Annotated in this window: 18 protein-coding genes and 1 pseudogene; 8 read left to right on the forward strand and 11 right to left on the reverse strand. The window is 71.7% G+C overall.

Features of this window, described 5'->3' with window-relative positions:
- The 7 genes from OV079_RS32135 to OV079_RS32165 form a co-directional block, all read right to left on the reverse strand.
- Entirely contained in the window at positions 1 to 987 is a 987-nt protein-coding gene (locus OV079_RS32135) for an AAA family ATPase (protein WP_096329844.1), read from the reverse strand.
- Entirely contained in the window at positions 975 to 4,262 is a 3,288-nt protein-coding gene (locus tag OV079_RS32140; protein WP_267772962.1) for a hypothetical protein, read from the reverse strand. The genes OV079_RS32135 and OV079_RS32140 overlap by 13 nt, the downstream gene beginning before the upstream one ends.
- Positions 4,263 to 4,277: 15 nt before the next feature.
- Positions 4,278 to 5,381: a hypothetical protein gene (locus OV079_RS32145; protein ID WP_267772963.1), complete on the reverse strand. Its 1,104-nt coding sequence runs from the start codon at positions 5,379 to 5,381 to the stop codon at positions 4,278 to 4,280.
- Positions 5,378 to 6,649 carry an AAA family ATPase gene (locus tag OV079_RS56380; protein WP_267772964.1) on the reverse strand — a complete coding sequence of 424 codons (1,272 nt, stop codon included), beginning with the start codon at positions 6,647 to 6,649 and terminating at the stop codon, positions 5,378 to 5,380. Before OV079_RS56380 ends, OV079_RS32145 begins: the two co-directional genes overlap by 4 nt.
- Positions 6,650 to 6,651: 2 nt before the next feature.
- Positions 6,652 to 7,173: a hypothetical protein gene (locus tag OV079_RS32155; protein WP_338089109.1), complete on the reverse strand. Its 522-nt coding sequence runs from the start codon at positions 7,171 to 7,173 to the stop codon at positions 6,652 to 6,654.
- A gap of 134 nt (positions 7,174 to 7,307) precedes the next feature.
- Positions 7,308 to 8,414 carry a hypothetical protein gene (locus tag OV079_RS32160; RefSeq protein WP_267772965.1) on the reverse strand — a complete coding sequence of 369 codons (1,107 nt, stop codon included), beginning with the start codon at positions 8,412 to 8,414 and terminating at the stop codon, positions 7,308 to 7,310.
- Positions 8,411 to 9,025 (reverse strand): 4Fe-4S single cluster domain-containing protein, encoded by a 615-nt coding sequence (locus OV079_RS32165; RefSeq protein WP_267772967.1) that lies wholly within the window; start codon positions 9,023 to 9,025, stop codon positions 8,411 to 8,413. Before OV079_RS32165 ends, OV079_RS32160 begins: the two co-directional genes overlap by 4 nt.
- 157 nt (positions 9,026 to 9,182) lie before the next feature.
- Between OV079_RS32165 and OV079_RS32170 the strand changes: the two genes are divergently transcribed.
- The gene (locus tag OV079_RS32170) at positions 9,183 to 11,252 is read left to right on the forward strand and encodes an SDR family NAD(P)-dependent oxidoreductase (protein ID WP_267772968.1); all 2,070 of its coding nucleotides are present in this window, start codon (positions 9,183 to 9,185) and stop codon (positions 11,250 to 11,252) included.
- Positions 11,253 to 11,337: 85 nt separating this feature from the next.
- Here the strand turns inward: OV079_RS32170 and OV079_RS32175 are convergent, their stop codons facing one another.
- Entirely contained in the window at positions 11,338 to 11,550 is a 213-nt protein-coding gene (locus OV079_RS32175) for a hypothetical protein (protein WP_267772971.1), read from the reverse strand.
- 1,000 nt (positions 11,551 to 12,550) lie between these two features.
- Between OV079_RS32175 and OV079_RS58935 the strand changes: the two are divergent.
- The 5 genes and pseudogenes from OV079_RS58935 to OV079_RS32200 all read left to right on the forward strand — a co-directional run.
- Positions 12,551 to 12,595, forward strand: a pseudogene (locus OV079_RS58935) (hypothetical protein); the annotation flags it as partial.
- A gap of 63 nt (positions 12,596 to 12,658) precedes the next feature.
- Entirely contained in the window at positions 12,659 to 13,186 is a 528-nt protein-coding gene (locus tag OV079_RS32185; protein WP_267772975.1) for a GGDEF domain-containing protein, read from the forward strand.
- A gap of 220 nt (positions 13,187 to 13,406) precedes the next feature.
- On the forward strand, positions 13,407 to 13,934 hold the full coding sequence (locus tag OV079_RS32190; RefSeq protein WP_420829553.1) for a hypothetical protein: 528 nt from the start codon (positions 13,407 to 13,409) through the stop codon (positions 13,932 to 13,934).
- A gap of 10 nt (positions 13,935 to 13,944) precedes the next feature.
- Positions 13,945 to 15,261, forward strand: coding sequence for a Dyp-type peroxidase (locus OV079_RS32195; RefSeq protein WP_267772977.1), 1,317 nt, complete (start codon positions 13,945 to 13,947; stop codon positions 15,259 to 15,261).
- 28 nt (positions 15,262 to 15,289) lie between these two features.
- Positions 15,290 to 16,318 carry a hypothetical protein gene (locus OV079_RS32200; RefSeq protein ID WP_267772978.1) on the forward strand — a complete coding sequence of 343 codons (1,029 nt, stop codon included), beginning with the start codon at positions 15,290 to 15,292 and terminating at the stop codon, positions 16,316 to 16,318.
- A gap of 212 nt (positions 16,319 to 16,530) precedes the next feature.
- Here the strand turns inward: OV079_RS32200 and OV079_RS32205 are convergent, their stop codons facing one another.
- Positions 16,531 to 17,817: a GTP-binding protein gene (locus OV079_RS32205; RefSeq protein ID WP_267772979.1), complete on the reverse strand. Its 1,287-nt coding sequence runs from the start codon at positions 17,815 to 17,817 to the stop codon at positions 16,531 to 16,533.
- A gap of 121 nt (positions 17,818 to 17,938) precedes the next feature.
- Positions 17,939 to 19,111, reverse strand: coding sequence for a hypothetical protein (locus OV079_RS32210; RefSeq protein ID WP_267772980.1), 1,173 nt, complete (start codon positions 19,109 to 19,111; stop codon positions 17,939 to 17,941).
- Between the two features lie 281 nt (positions 19,112 to 19,392).
- Between OV079_RS32210 and OV079_RS32215 the strand changes: the two genes are divergently transcribed.
- Positions 19,393 to 19,596 carry a hypothetical protein gene (locus OV079_RS32215; protein ID WP_267772981.1) on the forward strand — a complete coding sequence of 68 codons (204 nt, stop codon included), beginning with the start codon at positions 19,393 to 19,395 and terminating at the stop codon, positions 19,594 to 19,596.
- A 211-nt stretch (positions 19,597 to 19,807) separates the two neighbouring features.
- Here OV079_RS32215 and OV079_RS32220 read toward each other — a convergent pair whose 3' ends face one another.
- Complete coding sequence (locus OV079_RS32220) at positions 19,808 to 20,617, reverse strand: class I SAM-dependent methyltransferase (RefSeq protein ID WP_267772982.1); 810 nt, start codon at positions 20,615 to 20,617, stop codon at positions 19,808 to 19,810.
- Positions 20,618 to 20,948: 331 nt separating this feature from the next.
- On the opposite strand from OV079_RS32220, the gene OV079_RS32225 reads away from it, so the two are divergent.
- Positions 20,949 to 21,593 (forward strand): hypothetical protein, encoded by a 645-nt coding sequence (locus OV079_RS32225; RefSeq protein ID WP_267772984.1) that lies wholly within the window; start codon positions 20,949 to 20,951, stop codon positions 21,591 to 21,593.
- The last annotated feature ends 129 nt before the right edge of the window (positions 21,594 to 21,722 follow it).

A 21,722-nucleotide genomic window follows, 5' to 3' on the forward strand; every position in this document is an offset into this window, starting at 1 on the left:
TCACCCGCCGAGCCCCAGCAGCGCCTTGACCTTGCTCGCCACCACCGGGATCTCGTCGCGGCGGTTGCCCACGTACGCCAGCAGGTTCAGGTCCGACGTCTGCACCGCCCCGCCGTGATTCAGGAACGCCTGCGTGCGGATGACTTTATAAAGCTTGACCAGCTTGCGGTCGCTGACCAGCACCTTGTCCTCCGTCTCGAGCGCCCGCACGATCCGCCGCATCTCCGCGAACACCGGCCGCGGGAACCACTGCGCCCGGTCGCGGCCCGGCTCGCGGCCCATCCCGAAGCTCAGGTCCATGAACCGCTTGAGCTTCAAGAAATCGTCGAGCGACGCCGCCCCGCGGGTCCACGGCTTGTGTCCGCTCGCGCGGTACGACTCGTTCATCACCCCCGCGTCGATCAGCTCCTCGAAGTGACGGTCCTTCACCGGCTTCGTCTCGATCTTGAGGATGAAGCGGTCGGCCATCGCCTCGAGCTCGCTCTGGTCGGGGATGTCGTTGGTCGCCGCGAACAGCATCACCAGGCGCACCGGCGTCGGCTGCCCGTCCTGATAGAACTTGCGCTCGTTGAGGATCGTCAGCAGCGTGTTGAGGATCGCCGAGTTCGACTTGAAGATTTCGTCGAGGAACGCCACCCGGCAGTCGGGCAGCATCCCGCGCGTGCGCCGGAGGTAGCGCCCTTCCTTGAGCACCGCGATGTCGATGGGCCCGAGGATCTCGCTCGGCTCGGTGAACTTCGTCAGCATGTACTCGAAGTAATCGCCGGCCCCGAGCCCGAGGCTCTCCGTCAGCTTGACCACCAGGTCGCTCTTCGCCGTCCCCGGCGGCCCCACCAGCAAGAGCGGCTCCTGGGCCACCGCGCACAGGATCGCCAGATCGATCTCCTCGTCGCGGGCCACGAAGTACTCCTTCAGACCCCGGCGGTGCTGCTGGATCCGCGCGCGGATATCGTCGATCTCGGGCTCGAGCTCCTCTAGCGTCCACATACTGCGCTCCAGTCGGTGACGATGCGCCGGCGCAGGGCGTGTTCTTCCTGGTCGAGGAAGCCCTGCACGCGGTCGCTGTGGCGGGTGCGGCTGTCCGCCAGGCTGTCGACGATCGCCTCCAAGATCAGGATCTTGTGCGTATCGAAGTAGCGGCTGGCGGTGAACGTGTCGCGGAACGCCGCCAGCTCGGCGACGAACCGGCGGAACCGCTCGACGCGCGTCATGTTGGGCCAGTGCCGCAGCGCCTGCGCCACCGCCAGCCCGCCCTGCGCGCGCGTCACGTAGTCGAGCCCGTTGCCGAGCACCTGCGTGCACAGCGAGTCGAGCACCTCGTCGGCCACGCGCTCCTCGCCGATCTGCACGAACCCGGTCGCCACCGTCGCCGACAGCGCGATCTGGTCGCTCGACGTGTACGCGTGTACCCGCGCCAGCGCCTCGAGCAGCGCCCGCGCCGGCTCGAGTCCGCCGAACCGGCGCAGCGCCGCCAGCCCGCGCTGCGTCGCCCGCACCAGCTCGCGCGCCGACCCCAGCTTCTCGCTGCGGGCGATGTTCACCAGCGCCTCGAGCAGGCGCCCGAGCATCGCGTCGTCGCCGAGGCTCGCCGCCCCGTGGATGCACGCCGCCACCGCCTCCGCGCGGTGACTCAAGATCTGGATGTTGCCGAGGCCCGGCTCCGCGCTCGCCAGCACCTCCGCCACCACCGCATCACTGCCGCTCGCCAGCGCCCGCCGCACGCACACGTCGACCGCCTCCGCGAGCAGGTAGTCGAACGACCGCGTCCCGCTCGACAGCTCGCGCGACACCACCTCCGCCAGGCCGCTCACGTCGACCCCCGGCGGCAGCTTGTAGCGCGTCGCCCTCGGCGCCGAGTCCTCCTCGCCGCTCGTGCGCAGCCACATCGACCGCTTCTGCAGCCACGTCACCGCCTGCTGCAGCCGCGGCTCGCGGACGCCCTCGACGGTCCGCGTCACCTCGGCCGTCCACACCTCCGCGCTGCCGCCCGAGCTCTCGTGGGCCAGGCGCGCCATGTACAGGCGGAACAGCGCGCGGTTGGGGATCTCGTGCACATCGAGCTCGAGCTCGACGGGCGCGACGAGGTCCTGCGCCAGCCCGCGCGCGCCGAGCCGCGCGAACCCGACGGCGAAGATCAGGCGCAAGAAGGCCGTCGGCGCGTCCATGTCGGGCAGCCCTGCGTGGGCCGCCTCGTGCCACAGCGCCTCGAGCGCGATCAGCTGCCCCTGCTGCAGGCGGTCCGTGCGGGCCTCGGCCGGCTCCTCGTGGTTGTTGTCGTCGCCCTCGCGCGTCAGCGCGTGGCGCACGAATCGCGGCAGGTCGTGCAGCTCGCTCAGCCCGCGCTCGTTGATCCCGCCGACGATCGCCTCCTTCGCCCGCGTGATCCCGAGGCGGTCGCGTGCGTGGCGGTGCCAACCTGCGAGCACCGCCCACGCCAGCCGGCGCGACACCGGCAGCCGCGGGTCGGCGAAGATCGGCAGCGCCAGCTGCATCACCTCGTCGGCCGGCGGCCGCTGCGTCGCCACGCGGGCCACCAGCGACGCCCCCAGGCGGCTCGCCTCCGCCGGCGTGCGCCGGTCGGCCACCACCCACTCCATCAATGCGTCGTCCGAATCACTGCCCCGCGTCGCCGCGACCAGCCGCCTCGCCAATTTCTCGTCGTAGGGCGGCCCGCCGTGCAGCAGCGCCATCTCGAAGCAATCGGCCGCCTCGTCGCCGTCGCCGAGCTGCGCCTTGATCTCCCCGAGATCTTGCCACACCTCGGGCTCGTCGCAGCCGCCCGCGATCACCCGCCGCTCGAGCGTCCGCACCTGCTCACGCAGCGCTCGCAGGTGCGCCGCCGCGTCGACGTCGACCGCGCTCGCCGGCTCCTCGACCACCACCGGCTTCGGCGGCGGCGCCCGCTTCACCGGCCCCTCGCGGATCACCGGCTTCTTCGGCGCCGGCGGCCGCGCCTCCTTCGGCCACTCGATCGTCACCTCGGGGAACTCGAACACGCTGCGCTCGAGCAGCTTGTCGAGCTCGAGCCGGCGGTCCGTCGCCACGTAGTCGATCCACCGCTGCAGCGGCTGCTCGTCGACCTCCACGATCGTCACCACCCGCGGCCCGTCGCGGTCCTCCGTGATCACCACGGTGTGCGCCCGCTCGAGCCCCAGCAGCGCCCGCAGATCGTCGCGTCGCAGCACCGGCATCAATCGCCGACCGACAGGCACGTACAGGTTGTCGGCCCCCGCCACCTGCGAATAACCCGGCACCCCGAGCGTGTCGCTCACGCGCCCGGCCATGCGCGGCGTCCCCGGCCGCACCCGCTCGCGCAGCAGATACACCGTCCCGTCGGCGCCCGTCAGCCGCGCCACCGTCAGCCGCGACAGCTCGTCCGCCGTGCTCACCTCGATCAGCGGCTCGAGCTCGAGCAACAGCTCCGGCGTCAGCAGCCACAGGTCCGGGTCCGTGAGCGCCGCCGGGGCCAGGCGAATCGGCACCCGGAACCGCACCTCCGACTCGACCGAGCGCATCGCCACCCGCGGCGCCGCGAGCTCCGGCGCCACCGCGTCGAGGATCGCCCGCGCCCGCCAGTCCGCCGGCGTGCGCACCCACTGACCGTCGCGGTCGACCAGCGCCGCCTGGTTCATCCGCGCCAGCGAGGCCGCCGCCGGACCCGCCGCCGGATGTTCGAACGACCACGCCACCCACAGCGGACTGCCACCATTGCGCCCGTACACCGCGATCTCACCGCCGCCGTCGCGCGCCGCCATCATCAAATAGATCGGCGGCGCCTTGACCTTCACCGCGAAGCTGCCCGCCGCCGCCTCGTCGACGAAGCTGACCACCTGCGCGTCCGAGCGCCCGAGCAACAAGAGCCGCTCGAGCAGCAGCCGCGGCGCCTCCGAGTCGGAGCGCATCACGAACAGCGCCTCGTCGACCAGCGGCTCGCCCGGCAGCCTTCGCAGCCGCAGCGCCTCCACGAAGCGCGGCGCGGTGCGCTCCTTCCACAGGTTCCAGCGCGTCGGCGCTCCGCCGCGCAGCGGCGTCAGCACCAGCGTCTCGTCCTCTTCCACCGCCGTCGCCAGCGGCAGCCCGCGCGGCAAGAGCCTGTCCGCGAGGACAGCATCGAGCGCCTCGCAGGCGAGCGCGCTGCCCGGCCCTGACCGGTCGAGCAGCACCGACCATGTCCTTTCGGCCAGGAACGGCGCCGCCTCGAGCAGCACCGTCAGCGCCGCCCCGTCGCTCGTCGTCCCCGTCAGCAGCAGGCAGAACCGCACGTCCGCGCTCGCTCGTCAGGTGCCGCGCACGCCGGCCTTCTCGCGCGCCACCTCTTCGCTGGCCGCCGCGCCGGCCTTCGGCGCCTTCTCGACCACCACGCGGTCGACCGTCATCCCGCCGAGCACCTGCTCGAGCGGCCGGCCGATCAGCCGCTCCGCCAGCGCCCGGTGGTCGCGCTCGTGCTCGTGCGGCAGCGCGTCGCTGTCCGACTCGTAGTGGATCACCACCTCGCGCTCCCCCGTGCGCGGGTTGTGGCGCAGACGGATCGTCACCTCAGCCATGGCTCTCTCCTTCGTCAGCGCGCTCAGCTCGGCGCGGTCGAGCACCTTGCGCGACAGCAGCGTCTCCGCCAGCGCCTCGAGCATCGCGCGGTGGCCCGTCAACAGCTCCTGCGCCCGCTGGAGCTCCTTCTCGAGGATCTCCGTCACCTCGGCGTCGATGCGCTCGCGGCGGCGCTCCGACATCGGCGTCCCGTGGCGCGGCGGATCGTCGAGGCGCACCAGCACCCCCGTGCTCGCGCCCATCCCGTACTCCTCGACCATCGCCCGCGCGATGCGGTTGACCTGCTGCAGGTCGGTGTGCGCCCCGATCGACACCTCGCCGAACACCAGCCGCTCCGCGCACATGCCCCCGAGCCCGACGCAGATGTCGGCCCGCATGTCCGCCGCCGTGATCGCGTACGGCCGCGCCCGCGCGGCCCGCAGCACGTAGCCGAGCGCCCCTTCCATGTCGGCGGCGATCGAGATCCGCTCCGGCGGCGTCGCGTGCTCGACCAGCATCGCCAGCAGCGCGTGCCCGGCCTCGTGGATCGCCACCACCCGCTCCTCCGAAGGGCTCAGCACCACCGCCGCCCGCGTCTTTCGCTGCAGCGCGCGATCGATGTCCTCCGGCGTGAACTTCTTCTCGCCGGTGCGGATCGCCTGCCGCTTCAGCGCCCGGCACACCGCATAGATGTGATCGCCCGTGAACGGCAGCCCGCGCGCCCGCTCCGCCAGCCCCTCCGTGCGCCGCACCAGGTGCTCCTGCAATTCGCGCGACATGCCGAGTTCGAGCTTGCGGTCGTAGATCTCCACGATCTCCCGCCGGTCCTGCACCCCCGGCGCCGGAATCTCGATCAAGAACTCAAATCGCCCCGGCCGCAGAAGCGCCCCGTCGAGGCTCTCCAAGAATTCGTCGTCCCGACCACGAACACGCTCTCGCTGCCGCGGAAGCCGTCCATCTCGGTGAGCAACTGATTCACCATCGAGTGCTCGACCCCCGAGCCCTCGTACGTCCCGCGCGCGTGCGCGAACGCGTCGATCTCGTCAAAGACCACCACCGCAGGCGCGCTGCGGCGGGCCTGGCGGAACACCCGGCGCAGGTTCTCCTCGCTCTCGCCGACCCACTTCGACTTCAGCTCCGGCCCCGACACGATGATGACCGTCGCGTCCATCGCCGTCGCCATCGCCTTGGCGAAGTACGTCTTGCCGGTCCCGGGCGGCCCGTGAAAGATGATCCCGCGCGGCAACAGCCCCTCGAGCGCCTGGATCTCGCCCTCGCTCCCGAGGCTGTCCTTGCGCCGCAGCAGGTCGAGCAGCTCCTCGCGCAGCCGCAGCTTCACCTCCGGGTAGCCGCCGATGTCGCGCTCGAGATCGACGTTCGGCAGCTCGACGTCCTCGCTGACCGTCTGCCGGCGCAGCTCGCGGTACACCTGCGCCGCCTGCGAACGCCCCGGCATCGCCTCGCGGCGCAGCCCGACCGCTTGCATCAATCGCCGCAGCCGCACCGGGTTCAGCCCCGACACATATTTATAAAGGGCGAACGGATCGAAGTTGTCCGCGTCGATCGCCTTCGCTTCTCGCTGCGTCACGATCTTCGCCAGCGACTCGCGCGGCACCCCGACGATCTCGCGGCGGACCGCGAACACCCCCTCGATCACCTTCGGCAGCGAGAAGCTCGGGTCGCGGAAGCCGAGCAGCACCGCCTCCGGGTTCTCGTACAGCAGCGGGATCGCCTCGCGGGCCTCCATCGTCAGGCTCGTGTGCGTCGTCGTCAGCACGTCGAGGTGCAGCAGGACGATGATCGTGCGCTCGACGCTGCCGCGGATCGCCGTCGTCAGCTGCGTCAGCATCGTCGCCAGGTTGCCGCGGCTCTCCTCGCCCTCGCGCGGGCGCCCGTCGACGATCACGATCTGCGGCCCGCGCCCGTTGGCCGCCCCGCGACGCAGGCGCGCGCGCACGGCCAGGTACACGTGCAGCGCCAGCTCCTTGTCGCACTCGACCAGCACGCTCATCCCGCGGCGCAGCCGCTCCTCGATGAACGTCACGTCCTGCGCGCAGGCCATCTCGACCGCGTCCTCGACCCGCACCTCGCCCGGCAGGGTCTCGATCGGCACCGTGCGTCGCACGCTCAGACCCGCACCTTGATCGTCAGCTCGAGCTCGCCGTCGGCCCCGCGGCCCTCGTGGACGCTCTCGATCTGCCCCATCGACGCCGCCTTCTGCCGCAGCGCCTCGGCGTACACCTTCTGCAGCGCCGCCTGCAGCTCGCCGCGGATCTCGCCCTCGTGCGCGCCGAGCCGCCGCGCCACCTCCTGCGCCAGGTCGCGCTCCGCCTGCTTGCCCGCCGCGTCCAGCCGCGAGTTCGCCTGCTCCTGGCTCGTCGCCCGCGCCGTCACCTGCTTCGACGCCGCCGCGCGCACCGTCACCGTCCGGCCGTCGGGCGACAGCGTCACCGCCACCTCGCCGAACTCGCGCGACATCCCCCCGTCCTGTCCCTTGGACCAGCCGCTCGCCGCCAGCTCCTCGCGCAGCAGCGCCGTCATCGCCCCCTCCGGCAGGATCTCGAGCATCCCGACGTCCAGCTCGATCGCGTCGGTCGTCGCGACCTCGCCGCGCAGCGTCGTGGTAGGTGACCGGTCGCCAGTTCGGATCGCTGATGCGGATGCGGTACCCTCGGCTCACGCTGCCTCCTCGCGGGCGCCCATCCTAACCGACCCGCGCGCGCCCTGGCGAGGCCGAACCCTCGCGCGTCCTCCTGTGCGTCGGCCTCGCCCTCCGCCGGCGCTCACCCCAGCCGCCCCGTCAGCACTCGCGCGAGCGCGTCGAGGCGCCCCAGGTGCGGCCGCAGCACCATATCGAACAGCTCGAGATACAGCTGCGACTCCTCGTAGCGGCGGTCGCCGAACGCGTGGCGCGTCATCGCCTCGCGCAGCTCCGCCAGCCGCTCGCCCAGCCCCACGATCCGCGCCAGCGCTCGCCGCAGCGCGTCCTGTTGCGAGCGCAGCATCAGCCCCGAATCCGCCACCAGCTGCGCCGACACCACCGCCGGCGGATCGCCCCACTCGCCGCCGCACAGGCGCGCCAGCGCGCGACACAGCGGCCGCGCCAGATCGAGCCGCGCCCGGAAGTCGATCGCATGAACGAATTGCTCGAGCACGCGCGCGGCGGTCAGCAGCCGCTCCGCCCGCTCCTCGCCCGGCGACCAGCGCATGCAGCGGCCGATCTGCTCCGCCCACTGCTCCGCCAGCACCTCGTCGAGGCACTCGAGCAGCACCACCTGCGGCCCGTTCAGCAGCAGCTCCGGCTTGCCCGACGACTCCTCGCCGTCGACCTGGCGCGACCAGTCCTCGAGCGCGAACAGCGTCGCCAGCGGCGAGCCCAGGCACAGCCGCCGCCCCAAGTCTTCGCGGATCTCCCGCGGCATGTTCACGCGCCCCAGGTGGCGCACCGCCAGCGCGTACACCAGCCAATCACCCGTGTCCGTCCCCGCGATCTTGATGATGCGACGGATCTGCCGCCGCGCCTTGCGCGAGCTGCCCTCGCCCTCCACCACCTCCGCGGGCCGGGCGATCTCCGCCAGCCGCTGCGTCGCCTGCACCCACAGCTCGTAGGTCGCCTCGGTGAAGCGCAGGCGGAAGCCCTCGCTGCGGGCCGCATCCCAGATTCTCCCGCGCACGCGTCGGCCGCGGCGCAGCACCACGCGCTCGCGCCGACCCGACTCGACCAGCACGCGCAGGCACGTCGAAGCGATCCTGCGCCCCGCCACCTCGACCAGCTCCGGCCGCGGCTGCGACACCGGATGCGTCGGCACGATCCGGACCTGTCGGCCGCGGATCAGCATGTCGAGCACCTCGAGCGCGTGCCCCTCGTCGACGCTGACCGCCAGGCTCATCGCGCCACCCGCGTGCGCGGCCCGAGCACCGGCCAGCCGTTGAGCGTGATCTCGCCGCCGCGGATCCGCAGCTCCACCGTGTTGCCGCCCTGCAGCTTCGGATCGTCCGGCGCATAGCGGTCGCTCAAGAAGTGCAGCACTTGATTGTCCGAGCCGATGAAGCGCCGCCGCTGCGAGCGCAGCTTCGCCTCGAAGCGCCCGTCGACCAGCAGGTCGGTCGCCGCCAGCAGCCGCGCCGCCGCCGGCCCCTGCGTCTGCAGCTCCGCCAGCGTGTAGCCCGTGAAGATCATCACCGACAGCCCGCGCGCCCGCACCCCCTCGGCCACGGGCGCCAGCGCCTCCGCCTGCGCGAACGGCTCGCCGCCCAGCAGCGACACCCCCTCCGCCCCCGACGCACATGCCTCTTCGACCAGGTCCGCCGCGAGCCGCCGCGTCGACCCCTCGCCGCCGAACTCGAGCATCTCCGGGTTGCAGCAGCCCGCGCAGCGCAGCGGGCAGCCTTGCACCCACACCGCGTAGCGCACCCCCGGCCCCTCCGCCTCGGTCCGCGGCACGATCATCGCCACCTCGATCGTCACCCCGTCCGGCATCTCGGCGCCGCAGCGTAACACGATCGCGGCGCGGCCCTTGCGGTCACGTCCGCGAGTCCGTGCGCGGCGCGGCGACAGCGACCTCGTCCTCGTCGGCGCATGCCCGCGGCGTCCTCGGCTTCGCCCGTCGCGCGTCCGCCATCGTGTATCATCCTCGCCGCGCGCTGCCGCGCCGCTCATGGCCACGCCGATCGACCGCGCGAGCCTCCTCGCCGACCTCTCCAGCGACCCCCAGCTCGCGACGCCCCGGCGCCTGGTCCACGGCGCCGTCCTGCCGGGCGCGCACCTCGACCTCTGCGGCCTCGACGTCGCCGCCCTGCTGCCCGCGCTCGACCTCCCGGGCCTGCGCGGCCTGTGGCTCGGCGACTGCGACCTCGGCCCCGACACCGCCGTCGACCTCGCCGCCCTCGTCGCTCGCCACCCGCGGCTGTCGCACCTCTCCCTGCGCGGCAACCCGCTCGGCCCGCCCGGGCTGTCCGACCTCTTGCCCGCGCTCGCCGCTCACACCGCGCTGCGCAGCCTCGACCTCGGCCGCGCCGCCCTCACCGCGCGTTCGGCATGTCTCGTCGGACATGTCTTCAAGAACAGGGTCCTCGACGACCTCCGCTTGGGCGGCCCCTACCTGCTCGACGCGCCGGCCACCACCGAGTGGTACCGCCTGCTCCCGCGCGTGCAATGGCACCGCCTCGCCCTCCCGCGCTCGGTCGACCGCGGCGCCCTCGTCGCCGCCGCCGGGACCAACCTTCACCTCTGCGCCTTCGACCTCGACGACCTCCCCGCGCACCTCCGCGACGGCCTCCTCGCCCGCCTCGCCCGCAACGCCAACCGTCAGCCCGAGCGCCGGCCCGCGCCCGAGCTCGCCCGCCTGCGCCGCGCCCTCCCGTCGCAGGGCCTCGCCCACGAGCTCCCGTCCCCGCTCGCCGAGGCCGACCTCGCCGCCGCCCTGCGCCTCCTCGGCCACCTGTCCCTTCGGCCATCTCTCCTCCGCAGCGACCACCCGCGGCTCGTCGAGCTGCGCCGGGCCGTGTTCGGCTTTCACCGCGACGACCGTCGCCAGGCCCGCAGCGACCGCCGTCGCGACCGCCGCCGCCGCGAAGCCCAGCAGGCCGAAGATCGCCGGCGCAGCGAGGAGGCCGCCATTCGTCAGCGCCACCTCGGCGTCGCCGCGCCCGCCGTCGAACCTCCCGACCCCAGCATCCACGAGCTGCACGGCGCCCGCACCTGCTACGTGTGCAAGCGGCCCTACACCCGCCTGCACTTCTTCTACGACCGCCTGTGTCCCGAGTGCGCCGCCCGCAGCTACGCCCGCCGCGGCGACGTGCTCGACCTGCGCGGCCGCGTCGCCCTCGTCACCGGCGGGCGCATCAAGATCGGCCATCAGGTCGCCCTGCGACTGCTGCGCTGGGGCGCGCGCGTCATCGTCACCACCCGCTTCGCCCGCGACGCCGCCCGCCGCTTCGCCGCCGAGCCCGACTTCGCCGAATTCCGCGAGCGCCTCGAGATCGTCGCCCTCGATCTGCGGCAGATCCCCCGCGTCGAGGCCTTCGCCGCCCGCCTCGACGCCGAGCTGCCCGCCCTCGACATCCTCGTCAACAACGCCGCCCAGACCGTCCACCGCCCGCCCGAGTTCTACGCCGCCCTGCTCGCCGACGAGGCCGCGCCCGAGGCCCTGGCGCCCGCCCTGCAGTCGCTGCTCGTCGAGTCACATGTCCCCGGGGACATCTCGCTCGCCGAGCACCCGCTGTTCCCCCAGCGCAGCGACGACGGCTTCGGCCAGCCGCTCGACCTGCGCGAGCGCAACAGCTGGCGCCTGCGCCTCGACGAGGTCGGCACCATCGAGATGGTCGAGGTCCAGCTGATCAACACGGTCGCCCCGTTCGTCCTCAACGCCCGCCTGCGCCGCACCATGGCCCGCGCCGCCGGGGCCGCCTTCGTCGTCAACGTCTCCGCCCCCGAGGGCCGCTTCGACCGCGACTGGAAGGCCCCGTACCACCCGCACACCAACATGGCCAAGGCCGCGCTCAACATGATGACGCGCACCGCCGCCGACGACTACGCGACCGACCGGATCTACATGACCAGCGTCGACACCGGCTGGGCCTCCAACGAGAACCCCGCGCCGATCGCCGACGCCATGCGCGAGCGCGGCTTCATGCCCCCCTCGACCTCGTCGACGCCGCCGCCCGCGTGTGTGACCCGATCGTCCGCGGCCTCCGCGACGGCGAATTCCTGCGCGGCGTCTTTTTGAAGGATTTCGAGCCGATCAGCTGGTGAGCGCCCGCGTCTTGCCCTTCTGAAGCAACGCACGCAGCGAATCAAGGCAGCATGGCGGCTCAGTCGTCGTCCGCGTCCTCGTCGCTGCCGCGGAGCGCACGCGTGGCGCTCTCGATGTCCTCGCGCGCCGCGGGGTCGAGCCCCAGCGCCCTGGCAAGGCTGTCGAGGAAGCGCTTCGTCAGCCGGCGCATCGTGTCCGCCGCCTCGTCGTCCCACAGGCTGTTCTCGACGATCCACAGCGTCACCCAATAGGGGCAGGCGTAGGTGGCCACGCGGAGTCCCCTCGACACGAGCCGGCTCCCCCGTCGACGTTCCGCGACTGCGAGCTCGCGCGCTCGCAGCAGCGCGCCGCCGCGACGTCCAGCCGCCGCCCGGCGCCGTCGAACGCGCTCGCTCGGGCCGCTGACCCTCGTCCACCCCGGCGACCTCGCTGCGAACACCGATCCGCCTCGCACCGCCTGGGCGCGAATGCGCCCGCCGAAACAGGTGTGCTATGCCCTTCTGCGTGGCACAGGCGCAGTCCCGCATCTCCGAGTACCTGAGCTCCGAAGACGAACGCCCCTTCATCAACAAGGCCTACGCCCGGTCGCTGGACGACGCGGGCCGGCTCGCCTACGCGGAGCTCATCGAGGGCCGCGACCCTGCGCGCGCCGAGTGGCTGCGCCTCGAGGTCGCCCTCCATTCGCGCCCCACCGCCGATCCCGCCGTGATCGCGCGATTCATCGCGCTGGGGCGGCAGATCGGCTTCGAATACGCCAACCTGCTGTTCCGCGAAGTGATCATGAATTGCGGCAGCGACAGCGCCAAGCAGGAGCGTCCACGGGTCCGCTTCCTCTTCGCCTGCCCCAAGCGGTGGGAGACGCTCGCGCCGAGCGAGTCCGACTCCGTCCGCTTCTGCCAGCAATGCAAGGAGCAGGTCTATTACTGCGACACCGTCAAAGACGCGGAGACCCGCGCGCTCGCGGGCCAGTGCATCGCCATCCCCAAGCAGCTCTCGGACGGCGGCGTCGAGAGCCACGCGATGGGCAGGCCCGACCCCACCGGCGACTGGGCCGGTCGCCTCTTCTTCGGCTTTCGCCGCGCGACGGCAGGCTCTTGCTACCTCGTCATTCGCGCCTCGGGCGACGCGGCGACGGTCGGCCAGCACCATGTGCTGGAAGCAGCCTCGGCGCCGATCACCGTCGGACGCGGCGAGCACAACGCCATCGTCCTCGGGGGAGACTCCGCCTCCCGCAGCCACGGGCGCTCTGAAAACGCACCGACGGCTGGTGGGTGGTCGACAACGGCAGCACCAACGGCACCTGGGTCAACGGCCAACAGAAGCAGGAGGCGCCGCTCTCCGACGGCGATAGCGTCCGGATCGGCGACACCCTTCTCAAGGTGGTCGACGCGCCCCCCGCCGAGTCCACCTATTCACCGTCGGAGCTCGACGGCCTGACCGGCCTGCACAAGCAGCATCAGCTCGTCGGCCTGCTCGACCGGGAGCTCCAGACCGCCAAGATCTCCGGAAAGCCGCTCTCGCTGGTGATGCTCGACATCGATCGCTTCAAGCGCATCAACGACACCTACGGACACCTCGCGGGCGACCAGCTGCTGCGAGAGCTCGTCCAGCGCCTGCGAGCCCACGTGCCCCCGGGCGCCACCCTGGCCCGCCAGGCCGGCGACAAGTTCGCGTTGCTCCTGCCAGACACCGACCCCGAGCGCGCCGCGGCGCTGGCGGAGCAGATCCGCACGGACGTCGCCGGCCACACCTCGACCGTCGACGGGCGCGCGCTGACGTTGACCCTCTCCGTCGGGATCGCCCAGGCCGACGACGCCTTTTGCACGGTCGATCGCCTGATCGCCGCCGCGGACCACCAGCTGATCGCCGCCAAGCTCGCCCACCATCGCCCGCGATCATCCCCCTGACGATCCGGAGAGGCGCGACGGTGTCGACATTCGGCGACACCATCGACGCATTCCGATTCGCGCCGCACGCGCACCATCCGCTCCGATCCGCCTCAACGGCGTTAGCAAGTCCACGGGCCGCCGAGTTGTTCCCAGCCGCTTGCAACGCCCTGCGACGCCTGCATCTTCGCGGATCGTGTCGGACAGGTCCAAGCCACCAGAATGGTCCAAGCCCGCGGCGATGGCGATCCCGGAGGGCGGCTTCTTCCCCGACGCCGTCGAGTACGGCCGCTACGGGCCCATCTTCCCCAAGACCCCTGCCTGCTACGGCTTCACGATCGTCGCCAAGATCATCCCCGGGCGCGAAGAGGTCTTTCGCGAGCACGGGCGGACCCTCGAAAAAGCCATCGAGGAGCAGCCGCACTTCCTCGCCCCGCTCCAGCTGCACTACTTGCGCTGGGTGCTGTTCGAGATCGAGGGTGCGACCTACTTCATGTACCAGGGCATCTTCGACACCGACTTCGACAAGTACACCGAGGACGCCGTCGAGCTGTTCTCGCAGTCGGGGATCAGCACCGTCTTCGAGAACCTGGAGGGCTTTCCGGCCGACTGGAAGACCAATCCTGCCGCCTTCGTCGAATTCGTGCGAGCGCACCACCGCCCCAGCTTCCTCGAGTACGGCGAATATCCGTACGTCAGCGCCGACGAGGTCAAGAAGTCGCTGCGCGTGAAGGCCCTGTTCTCCGACATCCTCGATCAGATGCAGTGACGCCCGCCGCATGCTCGACCTCGACGACATTCAGTACATCCTCCTGAATCGCGCCCCGGCGCGCGCCGGACGCTACGAGTTCCTCACGTTCGACAGCGCCGCGGCGGGGCGGGCGTGGCTGTCCGCGATGGTCGAGCAGGTGCAGTCGGTCGCGGCGATGCGCGCGTCGATCGCCGACGAGAAGCGGTGGGTGACGCTCGCGTTCACGTGGCACGGCCTGCGCGCGCTCGGCGTCGACGAGGCCTCGCTCGCCACCTTCCCGGAGGAGTTCCGCCAGGGCATGGCGGCGCGCGCGGCCATCCTCGGCGACACGGGCGCGAACCATCCGGACCACTGGGTCGGCGACCTCACCGGTCCCGAGCTCCACGCCATCGTCCTCCTCTTCACCCGCGACATCGCCGACCGGGCGCACTACCAGGAGGAGCTCGCGAGCATACGGGCGGGCGCTCCGGGTACGGACCTGCTCTCGGCGATCGACGTCGAGGCCATCCCGCCGTTCGACCACGCGCACGACCACTTCGGCTACCGCGACCAGCTCACGAACCCGGCGATCGAGGGCTCCGGAGACGAGCCCACGCCCGGCTCCGGCGGGCTGCTGAAGCCCGGCGAATTCATCCTCGGCTATCCCGACGAGGTCGGACCGCCCGCCGGCCTGCCGCAGCCGGAGGTGCTCGCGCGCAACGGCAGCTACATGGCGTATCGCCGGCTGCAGGAGCACGTCGGCAAGTTCCGCGAGTTCCTCGCCGAGCACGGCGAGACCCCCGCGGAGCAGGAGCTGCTGGCGGCCAAGCTGATGGGCCGCTGGCGCAGCGGCGCCCCGCTGGTGCTCGCGCCCGACGCGGACGACCCGGAGCTCGGCGCCGACCCGCAGCGCAACAACGACTTCAATTATGCGCAGGACGACCCGCACGGCTACGCCGTCCCGCTCGGCGCCCACATCCGCCGCGTCAACCCGCGGGACACTGCTGCCAGCATCAACCGGCACCGCATGATCCGCCGCGGCGCCACCTACGGCCCACCCCTGCCCGACAACGCGCCCGAGGACGGCCAGGAGCGCGGCGTCGCGGCGTTTCTGCTGTGCGCCAGCCTGATCCGCCAGTTCGAGTTCGCCCAGAACGTGTGGATCAACGACAAGAACTTCCACGAGCTGGGCAACGAGCGCGATCCGATCGTCGGCACCCAGGACGGCACGCTCGAGTTCAAGATCCCGACGCGACCGATCCGCCGCCGGATCACGGGCCTGCCCGCATTCACCACAGTCCGCGGCGGCGCCTACTTCTTCATCCCCGGGCTCGCGGCGCTGCACTGGCTCGTCGCCGGCGGCTGACCCCGATCCCTCGTCCCGATTCACCGCCATGAACTCCACGCATCGCAACATCCCCCCGGCGAGGACTTACAATCAGACCCACGTCCCGCGCAAGTACACGCCGGGCAAGCGGCGGATCAGCATCTACTGGGCGTGGAGCTACGCGTGGGAGGCCCAGCGCGACCTCGCGGAGCTCGACAACCGCTACTCGACCATCACCGAGGTGCGCCGCGTGCTGTGGCCGGATTACGAGACCCCGGAGTACGACGCCGCGCGGTTCCTCCAGGGCATCGACGGCACCCTGGAGCTGTTCCACCGCTCCGCGCTGAGCTTTCAGGCGCTCGCCGGCGAGGTCACCGGTCACCCCGTGGCGGTGTTCCAGCGCGTCGATCAGGCCGGCTACCCGCTGCCCATCGACGCACGGATCCTCGCTGACACCGACACCCTCCTGGTGTTCGGCCTCGACACCCTGCTCTCCGCCCAGGCGGCCGCGGCGGAGGAGATCGCCGCCATCCGACACTGGCTCGAGCGGCAGGGCACCTGCCTCGTGATCGCCCCGCACCACGACGTCGGCGCCACCCCGGACTACGCGCAGCGCCAGGAGGAATACGAGCACCACGGCGACCCGCTCGTGCCCCGGCAGCAGCGCTTCGGCGGCTACACCCGCTCACTGCTGCAGGCGCTGGACATCCCCGTGATCAATCAATGGGGCCTGCGCCCCGCGGTCGATCCGGGCACCGGGAACATCGCCCCGCTGACCGCCTTCCGCGACCTCGACGAGAAGGGGCTGCTCACCGACGTCACCACGTTCAACTTCCACCCGCACCTACCGCACTACGCCCTGCTCGAAGGCGACCCGAAGGCGGTGCAGGTGCTCGCGCGCCAGCCCATCGACCTCCAGCGCCCGCACCCCTTCACCACCGCCGGCAACACCGAGTTCAACTGCCTGCTCCGGCTCCCGCCCGCCGATCAGCGCGCCGGCGACATCCTCATGGTCGATTCGACGCACTTCACGACCCTGTTCGGCGGCACGGACAGCTTGAGGCACTTCTGGCGGAACCTCGCGCGCATGAAGTGACGCGCCGCAGTCGTTCTCCTCCGCCGTCTCCAACAAAAAATCTCGCAGCGACTTCGCTGCCTGCCCGATCCGCTTCGCGGGGACCCGAAAAAATCCAATCGCCCATCTCGATGACACGCACGTCGTCGTGATCGGCCGGCGGCGCGCGACCGCCGGCCCCCGGCGACGCGCTCACGCCCGTCCCACGTCCACGCCGCGTCCGGATCGCGGATTCAGCCGCGCGCCTCGAGCACGCGTCCCATGCCCGACGTCCCGGCCCAGCGCGCCCGCTCGCCTGCCGGCAACAGCGGCCCCTGGTTGCCGTCGCGCAGCAGGAACCGCATCCCGTCCTCGAGGTACACCGGCTGCATCAGCTCGACCGCCACGGTCGCGCCCTCGCCCGGCGCGATCGTCTCCTGCCCGAGCACGTCGAAGCGCCCGGCCACCACCGCCGTCCCGAACAGCAGCAGGCCGATGTGACCGCTGCGCACCGGCGTGCGGCGGCCGTTCTCGCGGGTCGCCAGCAGGTCGAGGTGCGCCGTCACGCGGCGCACGGCGGTCTTCCCCTGCTTCACCAGCGCCTGGCCGACGCGCAGCTCTTCGGGCTGCAGCGCCAGCCGCGGCCGCACCAGCCGCAGCCCGACGAACTCGCCGGCCTGGGCCCGCTCGACCTTGCGGCGGTTCATCTCGAGCTTCGAAACCTGCACCTCGATCGGCTCGCCGAAGCCCGCGATCGTCAGCGTGTCGCCGGGGCGCACCTGCCCGCGACGCACCCGTCCGTCGACCACCAGGCCCTCTTGCCCCGGCCGGCGCGAGTACACGTGGTCGAGGTACAAAAGCGGCGAGCCCTGCACCGGGTGCTCGGGGATCTGCAGCTCCAGCTCGAGCACCTCGAGCAGGTCGGAGATGCACGCCTCCCACCGCTTGCGATCGCCCTCGCGCGGCGCCGCGGCCCCGCGGATGATGCGGGTCCCGTCGCCGTCGAAGCCGCAGCGGATCAGCAGCTCGCGCACGTCCTGCTCGACCATGTCGAGCCACTCGAGGTCGACCACGCGGTCGCACTTGTTCAAAAAGACCACGACCTGCGACAGCCCCAGCGCGCGGGCCAGCAGCAGGTGCTCGTGCGTCTGCGGCTCCACCCCCTTGGGCGCCGACACCACCAGGATCAGCGCGTCGACGACCGCCTGGGCCCGGGCCGCGTTCTTCAGCCACGGCCGCCAGCCGGGGCTGTCGACCTGGATGAAGTTGCGGTGCTCGGTCGCGTAGCGGACCTCGCTCGCGGCGATCGTGCGCGTCTCGATGTGTCCCTCGCTCGGGTTGTGGACATCGCCATGAAACCGCGACCACAACCCGCCGCGCCGCTCGAGCTCGAGCACCGTCACCGGCCGGACCGCCCCGTTCGAGCGCTGCGACAGCAGCTCGGTGATGGCGACCGTCAGCGACGTCTTGCCGCTGTGATGATGGCCGATGGTCGCGACCGCCAGCGTCGGTCGATTCGAGATAGCGTCGGCGTCGGACATGCGAGCCCGCGATCATAGCGTGGAAGCGAGGCGTCGGCGCGGGCGTTTTCGCCCGCATGACATGTCCTTAAAAACATGTTCATAGGGACACACGACGCTATCACCTGTCCCGGGGGACACCTCACTCCTCGCCGAGCACTCGCCTCGCCGCCTGTGCCAGCGGCTCGTACGCCTCGCGGGGGCCGTCATAAAACACGTAGAACGGCTCCACCAGCGCGAACACCTCGCGCCACGTCGCCGCGTCGTCGAGGCTCGCCAGGTGCTGCTCCGCCAGCGAGTCGACGAAGCGCTCGTAGAACGCGCGGGCCCGGGCGATCTCCGCCGGCCCCAGCCGTCCGCGGTGCGTCTTCACGAACTCCGTCAGGCGCGAGCGCGTCAGCGCCGACCCCTGCGCCGCGGGGAACCGCGCGAACACCCCGAACTGGCCGACCAGCCAGCGGAGGAACGCCCGCTCGCGCCGCTCCTCCGCCGACGCCGGCGCCACCTGCCCGCGCAGCGCCGGCTCGATGCGCGTCGCCATCACCCGCGCGAACACCCGATCGATCAGCGACCCGGGCCCCGTCGCCACCTGCTCGGCGAACGCCTCGACCGTCTCGAGCCCCAGATCCGCCAGCGCGCGCAGCGGCCCCGTGTCGGCCCACCAGCGCGCGAACTCGTCGGCGCGGCCCGTCATCGTCTCCCAGTTGCGCACCGTCCACCGCAGGTCCTCGACGAAGTACGGCTCGTACTTCTGGCGATAATCGCAGAGCGCCGCGTCGGACGCCCCCGCTTCGGCAAGCAGCGCCCGCCACCGCGAATCGTCGCCCCCCACGCAATAGCCGACGTTGGCCGCCAGCAGCGCCCGCAAGCCCTCGGGCTGCGACGGATCGATCTGCGTCGCGGCGAACAGCGGATGCGCGTGCCGCCGCGTCCAGTCGTACTCGACCCCTGAACGGCGCAGCGCCTCGACGAACACCATGTCGGCGAGCACCAGCGTCACCGCCTCGGAGATCATGCGATACGCCACGTACACGCGCCGGTGCAGCTCGCTCGCCGTCCCCGTGAACACCAGGTCGGGCAGCAGGAAGTGCCCGAAGTCGTGCATCATGAAGGTCGCCTCGTGCAGCCCGTCGCGCTTCGGGGTGTACGGGATCCCCGCGTTCAGCCCGGGCCACCAGTAGACCCGCTCGCGCCGGTTCTGCGCCGCGCGGAAGAACACCCCCTGATCGATCACCGCCGCCAGCACCCGATCGATCCCGAACTGCGCCAGCGCCGGGCTGCCCAGCCACGGGCTCTCGCGCACGAACGCCGCCACGTCGTCGTCGAACTCGATCGTCCGTCGCGGCGCGCGGCGTCGCCGACAGATCGACGCGCTTTTTATAATAGACGCGGTCGAGCAAAAACCGCGAGATCGCCATGTCGCGCGACGACTGCTTGCCCGCCCCCGCGCGCATCTCCGCATACGTCATGCTGGTCGCGCGCAGGCGGAAGATCGCGTCCCACCACCCGCCCGGCTCCTCGCACGCCCCGCGCGAGCGGTCGACGAAGCCCTCCGCCCGGTGTCGATAATGCGCCGCGCGCAGCTCCCCGTCCTCCATGAACCACGCCTCGATCGTCGTCACGTGGTCGACCAGCTCGAGGTCGTGGCGCTCGCTGCGAACGTCGGTACCGTGGACGAACAGGTCGCTGTCCTCGCGGCACACTGCGATCACGCGGACGCCCGCGGGCGCCGCCTCGATCAACGAACGCGCCGTCTCGGCGGTCGCCGCCGCCGCGACCGCCCGCACCGCGATCCCGTAGCGATCGAAGTTGCGCCGCCACTCGTCGGCCTTGCGCGCATTGGTCGTCAGCAGCACGAGCTCGAGCGGCATCGCCGGCGAGCATACCGCGAGCTCGCACGGGCCGCGTCGGCGCGCCATCGCGCCGACGGCTCGCGCTCGGCTCCGTCCGTTGCGACGCACATGTCTAGAAGGACATGCCCTTCAAGACATCTCTCGTGGGGCTTCCGCCTTCACGCCGCGCGCGGCGCCCCGACCAGCCAGGTCACGCGCATCGGGCTGCGGCCGAGCGGCTCCGCCTCGATCTGCCACGTGTAGTCCTCGGCCCCGGGCACCGTCGCCAGCAGCTCGCGCAGCTCCTCGGGCGAGTAGACGCGCAGGCACGACACCACCCCGTCCCACGTCGCGACCAGCGGGATCGCCGGCACCACCCACGTCAACGCCAGCCGCGACAAGCGGACCGGTCGCATCAGCAGCGACGTCGCCAGCACGCCGAGGCCCGTCACCATGCACGTGGCGATCGACGCCGGGTAGCGGCCGACGCCCTCGAACAACGCGATCCCGCGCCGCTGCGCCACCGCGTCGGCGAGGATCGCCCGCGCCTTTTCGGGTCGGAAGTGGTGGAAGGCGTTGCACAGCAGGCGGAAGCCGGCGAGCTCGGCCGGCACCGCGGTCGCGTCGACCGGCCGCGTCTCGTGGACGATCCGCCCGGGCACGGTCGAGGCCGCTGCGGCCATCGCGTCGGCGTTGGGGAACAGGTCGCTGAGGCGCACGCGCACCGGCAGCTCGCGCCGGTCGAGCTCGGCGATCAGCGTCGGCAGCGGACCGGCCGAGCCCGAACAGAGATCGAGGATCTCGCGCTCGCCGGTGGTCCGCAGCGCGGCCGCGAGGGCGTCGCAGAAGCCCTGATACGGCCGCGCGTCGAGGTTGCCGAGGTAATTGAGGTAGCCCGTCACGCCGTCGCGGATCGCCTGCGGCAACCACGGCTGGTCCTCGATCTCGAACACGTGCCGCCTTCGCCCCAGCAAGCTCTGCCCTGTCATCACCCTCTGCTTACCGCATTCGCGGGCCCGCGGCCGCCCGGCGTGATATGTCTCTGGGGACAGCTCGTCACGCCCGCCTCTGGAGAGCCCGCCGGGCCCGCTCGCTGCAGATTTCGGTCGTTTTCGCGCCGGTTTCGCGACCATGACGATAGCGACCTCACCGGCCGGGGGCCTGCAGCCCCGACGCTCGAGTCCGCCCGTCCGCCAACGCACGACAAGTCGGCTTCCGTGACGAGGCGCGGTTGTGTAGCGTGGGCGCAGGGTCGCACGCTGCGCCCAAAACTCCCGCGGAGACAACATGTCCATTCGTTCTCTTACTTCCTTTTCCCTGGTGACCGTCCTCGCGCTCGGCCTCGCGGCCTGCGGTGACGATGGCAAGCCGATGCTGACGACCGCGACCACCGCGACGACGCCCGGCACCACCAACACCACCAACACCACCAACAACAACACGACCGACGGTACGGCGACCGACACCGACACCGACACCGACGGCACCGACGCGGGCACCGCGACCGAGAGCACCGCCACGGAGCCGGGCACGACGACGGTCTCGCCGCCGACGACCACCGAGGAGCCGAGCACGACGACCTCGACCTCGACGACCGAACCCGCCACGACGACCACCACCACGGTGTCGACGACCCAGGACGAGACGACCGACACCACCACCGGCGGCGGCGGCGGCGAGTACCTCGGCTGCGGGGCGATGGGCGAGTGCCCGGCGGGTTCGGACTGCCTGCAGGTCACCGGCATCGAGGGCAACTTCTGCGCGCCGCAGTGCGACGCCATGACCATGTGCCCGCCGACCGGCGCGGCTGCCCAGGGGCAGTGCGTGCTCGGCATGGGCATGGGCGACCCGACCAATTGCGCGGCCCTGTGCCCGCCCGGCGACGATTCGGCCTGCCCGGCCGGCACGACCTGCAAAGAGGTCCCCGACCAGCCGCAGCCGGTCGGCGTCTGCACCGCGCCCTGAGGCGCGCGTGCTCGCCCCGCGCGGCCCCGGCCGCTTGCGCGGGGCCACGAGTTCGCATAGCTTCGTGGCCTCGGAGTCGGCCATGCGTGTCTCTCCACATACACGTGCCTGAGTTCCGGATCGCCCCGG

The organism is Nannocystis pusilla (assembly GCF_026626665.1).
Classification (GTDB): Bacteria; Myxococcota_A; Polyangia; order Nannocystales; family Nannocystaceae; genus Nannocystis; species Nannocystis pusilla.

Bases quoted from the DNA above. Each gene is read 5' to 3' on its own strand.
- OV079_RS32200 (WP_267772978.1), top strand. From the start codon at position 15,290: ATGAACTCCACGCATCGCAACATCCCCCCGGCGAGGACTTACAATCAG.
- OV079_RS32220 (WP_267772982.1), bottom strand. From the start codon at position 20,617: ATGACAGGGCAGAGCTTGCTGGGGCGAAGGCGGCACGTGTTCGAGATC.
- OV079_RS32195 (WP_267772977.1), top strand. From the start codon at position 13,945: ATGCTCGACCTCGACGACATTCAGTACATCCTCCTGAATCGCGCCCCG.
- OV079_RS32215 (WP_267772981.1), top strand. From the start codon at position 19,393: ATGAACCACGCCTCGATCGTCGTCACGTGGTCGACCAGCTCGAGGTCG.
- OV079_RS32205 (WP_267772979.1), bottom strand. From the start codon at position 17,817: ATGTCCGACGCCGACGCTATCTCGAATCGACCGACGCTGGCGGTCGCG.
- OV079_RS32170 (WP_267772968.1), top strand. From the start codon at position 9,183: ATGGCCACGCCGATCGACCGCGCGAGCCTCCTCGCCGACCTCTCCAGC.
- OV079_RS32190 (WP_420829553.1), top strand. From the start codon at position 13,407: ATGGCGATCCCGGAGGGCGGCTTCTTCCCCGACGCCGTCGAGTACGGC.
- OV079_RS32135 (WP_096329844.1), bottom strand. From the start codon at position 987: ATGTGGACGCTAGAGGAGCTCGAGCCCGAGATCGACGATATCCGCGCG.
- OV079_RS32160 (WP_267772965.1), bottom strand. From the start codon at position 8,414: ATGAGCCTGGCGGTCAGCGTCGACGAGGGGCACGCGCTCGAGGTGCTC.